Source organism: Microbacterium sp. GbtcB4, assembly GCF_019091465.1.
Lineage (GTDB): Bacteria > Actinomycetota > Actinomycetes > Actinomycetales > Microbacteriaceae > Microbacterium > Microbacterium paraoxydans.
The window spans coordinates 1-231 of the sequence record NZ_JAGXJJ010000722.1 but is presented as its reverse complement, the minus strand read 5'-3'; the positions used below and the strand labels follow the sequence as shown (position 1 = coordinate 231).

At 78.8% G+C, this 231-nt stretch carries 1 protein-coding gene; it reads left to right on the top strand.

Translation table 11 applies throughout. The features are described from left to right. Nucleotides 1-231 (top strand): hypothetical protein (locus tag KVS71_RS19390; RefSeq protein ID WP_217585341.1); only part of this gene is annotated, 231 nt, incomplete at both ends.

The following is a 231-nucleotide window of genomic DNA, read 5'->3' as shown; positions in this document are numbered from 1 at the left end:
GCTGGGCGAGCGTCGTCCCCGGAGCCTGGGCGGCGCTGCCCGGCGCTCCGCTCGCGCTGCTCGCGCTGGGGCCCGCCGCCTCCCCTCGATGGCGGGCGGGCATCACCCTGCTGGTCGTCGCGCACAGCGGACTGGCAACCGCCTTTCTCGCCGACGGGATCAGCGGCGCCGCCGCGGGGGGCACGCCGGTGCCGAACTGGCCCGGCGCCGGTCTGAGCCTCGCCTGGATCG